The following is a 3,397-nucleotide window of genomic DNA, read 5'->3' on the forward strand; positions in this document are numbered from 1 at the left end:
CCACCGACTACACGGAACAATCAACCACCTGTCCGTGAAACCAGGGCAAGTCCACCTGGGTCCAGCCTGGTGGTGCGGTGCAGCTGGGGAAGGCGCAGCCGAGGTCTCGGGCGGTCATGGCCAGCCGTTGGCCTTCGGTGAAGATGCGGTGGCAGGTGCTGTAGGCGGTGACGGCCTGCATCGAGTCGAGCACGACGGCCAGGACCCGGGTGTCGCCGCCGGACCAGGACAGCGCCTCACGGACGGGAACCTGGGCACCGTGGCCGGTGCGGGCCAGCCCCGCGCCGGTGGTGAACTGGTCCTCGGTCATGGTCAGCACCACGGTCGTGGTGATGCCGCCGGCGGCCGGCAGCTCGCCGGTGCGGACGGCGAACTTGGCCAGCTCGAGCATCGCGTCGTGGCGCCGCTGCCCGGGTGTGCGGGGATCCTGGACCCCGTCGGCGGCGGGCTTCGGGGCGGCGAGGGAGTCGAAGACGACCTGCAGGAACTCAGTGAGTTCGGCGGTGCCCTCGAAGCTGCCGCGGCACGAGCCGTCGGGACGGGTGTGCAGGCTGACGGTCCGTTGCCGGCGCCGGAACTCGACGTCGCGGTAGTTGCCGTCGGGGTCGAGCCAGTCGGTCTCCCGCTGCGCGGCCAGGGCCAGGTCGTGCGGCGCCAGGTGCAGGTCGCGGGCGAACCCGACCAGCCGCGCCTCCACCCCCGGCCCCTCGTGTCGCACGGCGTCCGGGAGCTTCTCGACGCAGTCGGTGATCACCCGCGCCTGCCGGGGTGACAGCTCACCGTCGGCCTGGGCTCGGGCGACGACCGGGTAGGCGGGCGCCACCGGTTCGCCGGTCAGCGAGCGCCGCGCCCCCGCTGCTTCGGCGGCGCGGTGCCGGGCCCGGGCCTCACCGGGGTCGAGATCGAGCAGCTGGCACAGCAGGCGCGGCACCGTCCGAACACCGGCCGCAACGGCCATGCCCCGACGCTCGACCTCCAGGATCTGGGCGTGGTCGACCGCAGCCAGCCGGTGGCGCAACCGCTCGGTGTCACGCAACAGCGCCGTCACCTGCCCGTCCGTGCAGGGGCTCAGCTCGGCAGTCAGCAGGGCGTCGACGGCGCGGTGCGCGGCGGCCAGCGCGGACTGCAGGTCCAGCCGCATCAGCGTATCGCTCACGTGTTCGATTCTACCGGAGCACCCTCGCTACTGCAACTCTTTAGGCCAGCAAATCCGGGGCCTAGAGCGATCTGAAGCGTCCGACTGGAGGCGACCCGACAGCTCGAACGCCCCCGTGTGAAACTGCTTCATCGCTGCGCCTTGGCGTTCGCTCTTGCCTGAGACCTACAGCGACGAGCTCAGGTCCAGCGCCCCAACCGCACCGACAGCACCGCCAGCGCCGCCGCCCCCGCCGTCGACGTCCGCATCACTTCCTCGCCGAGCTTCACCGGCAGCGCCCCGGCCGAGGAGAACACCTCGAGCTCCTCGCCCGACACCCCACCCTCGGGGCCGACCACCAGCACGATCTCGTCGGCGTCGGGCAGCGGCGCCGAGGACAACGGCACCGTCGCGTCCTCGTGCAGCACCAGCCCAGACTCGAGGCGCTCGGCGACCTGCGACGTCGAGGACAGGTCATGCACGATCGGCAGCCGCGGCCGCCGGCTCTGCTTGGCGGCCTCGCGGGCGGTGCGGCGCCACTTCTCGAGCGCCTTGACCCCACGCGGTCCGTCCCACCGGGTGATCGAGCGCGACGCCGACCACGGCACGATCTCGTCGACGCCCAGCTCGGTGAGCACCTCGACCGCCAGCTCCGCACGGTCACCCTTGGGCAACGCCTGCACGACGACGAGGCGGGGCCACGGCACCGGTACGCGGGAGGCCGACCGCACCGACAGCCGCAGACCCTCCGGCAGCACCTCGGCGACGACGCACGCGAGCAGGCCGCCCAGGCCGTCGGCGACCAGGACGTCCTCGCCCAGGCCGACGCGACGGACCCGTGCGGCGTGCCGGCCCTCGTCGCCGTCGAGCACGAACGTGCCCTCGGTGGGCAACCGGTCGACGAGGAACAGCGGCGGTGTCATCGGACGGCGGCCGGACGGCGGCAAAGGCCGGACATCGCTATCTACTGACGGAAGGCGTCGCGCACCTTGCCGAACAGCCCGTTCTGCTTGGTGGCCACGGCGACGTCCTCGGAGCGCAGCTCGGCGAACTGGCGCAGCAGGTGCTCCTGCTCCTCGTCGAGACGGGTGGGAGTGCGGACCTCGACGTGCACGTACAGGTCGCCCCGCACCGAGCTGCGCAGCTTGGGCACGCCCTTGCCGCGCAGGTGCAGCACCGAACCGCTCTGGCTGCCGGCCCGCACCTCGATCTTCTCCTCGCCGTCGAGCGTGGTGAGCACCAGCTCACTGCCCAGCGCCGCGGAGGTCATCGGCACGCCGATCGTGCAATGCAGGTCCGAACCCTCCCGGGTGAACGTCTCGTGCGGCGTCTCGGCGATCTCGATGTACAGGTCGCCGGCCGGGCCACCGCCCGGGCCGACCTCGCCCTGACCGGCCAGCCGGATGCGCATGCCGTCCTCGATGCCGGCCGGGACGTCGATCGTTTTGGTGCGCCGGGCGCGGACGCGGCCGTCGCCGGTGCAGGTGGGGCAGGGCGACGGGATCTGCTCGCCGGTGCCGCCGCAGGCCGAGCAGGCACGCGTGGTCATGACCTGGCCGAGGAACGAGCGCTGCACGGACTGGATCTCGCCCGCGCCGCCGCAGGTCGCGCACGTCCGCGGCGACGTGCCGGGGGCGCATCCACTGCCGGTGCAGGTGTCGCACAGCACCGCGGTGTCGACGACGATCTCGCGGCGCACGCCGAACGCGGTCTCCTCCAGCGTCAACTGCAGCTGCAGCAACGCATCGGCACCGGGGCGGACCCGGCTGCGCCGGCCACGTCCGCCGCCCATCGGGCCGCCGCCGCCGAAGAACGCCTCGAAAACGTCACCGAAACCACCGAACCCGCCGAACGGGCCGCCAGGCTGCCCGCCGCCGCCACCCTGCGCGAGCGGGTCGCCGCCCAGGTCGACGATGCGCCGCTTCTCCGGGTCGTTGAGCACCTCGTAGGCCGCCGTGATGGCCTTGAACCGGTCCTGCGCGGCCGGGTCGGGGTTGACGTCCGGGTGCAGCTCACGAGCGAGCTTGCGGTAGGCGCGCTTGAGCTCCTCAGGGGTCGCATCCTTGCGGACCCCGAGCATGCCGTAGTAGTCGCGCGGAGAGTCAGCCACGTACGTTCCGTCCTCAACAAGTCCTTGGCACTCAGCTTGAGCGAGTGCCAGTCAAGTGTACGAGCCGGGTGGAGGTCGCCTGTCGCTCAGCGACGTCGCTCGCTCCGCAAGCGTCGCTCAGTGACAATGCTCGCTCCGCAAGCGTCGCTCAG

The 3,397-nt window shown here is 72.1% G+C and carries 3 protein-coding genes; all 3 read right to left on the reverse strand.

Annotated features, from left to right (window positions below):
• Nucleotides 1-7 precede the first annotated feature (7 nt).
• On the reverse strand, nucleotides 8-1,156 hold the full coding sequence (locus ACFFCA_RS18410; protein WP_375487477.1) for a DUF222 domain-containing protein: 1,149 nt from the start codon (nucleotides 1,154-1,156) through the stop codon (nucleotides 8-10).
• A gap of 179 nt (nucleotides 1,157-1,335) precedes the next feature.
• A complete protein-coding gene (locus ACFFCA_RS18415) occupies nucleotides 1,336-2,058 on the reverse strand; it encodes a 16S rRNA (uracil(1498)-N(3))-methyltransferase (RefSeq protein WP_375487479.1) in 723 nt (240 codons plus the stop codon).
• Nucleotides 2,059-2,099: 41 nt separating this feature from the next.
• Nucleotides 2,100-3,215 carry a molecular chaperone DnaJ gene (gene dnaJ, locus ACFFCA_RS18420; RefSeq protein ID WP_375487514.1) on the reverse strand — a complete coding sequence of 372 codons (1,116 nt, stop codon included), beginning with the start codon at nucleotides 3,213-3,215 and terminating at the stop codon, nucleotides 2,100-2,102.
• Nucleotides 3,216-3,397: the final 182 nt, after the last annotated feature.

Source organism: uncultured Jatrophihabitans sp., assembly GCF_964252635.1.
Lineage (GTDB): Bacteria > Actinomycetota > Actinomycetes > Mycobacteriales > Jatrophihabitantaceae > Jatrophihabitans.

Bases quoted from the DNA above. Each gene is read 5' to 3' on its own strand.
- dnaJ (WP_375487514.1), bottom strand. From the start codon at position 3,215: ATGCTCGGGGTCCGCAAGGATGCGACCCCTGAGGAGCTCAAGCGCGCC.
- ACFFCA_RS18415 (WP_375487479.1), bottom strand. From the start codon at position 2,058: ATGACACCGCCGCTGTTCCTCGTCGACCGGTTGCCCACCGAGGGCACG.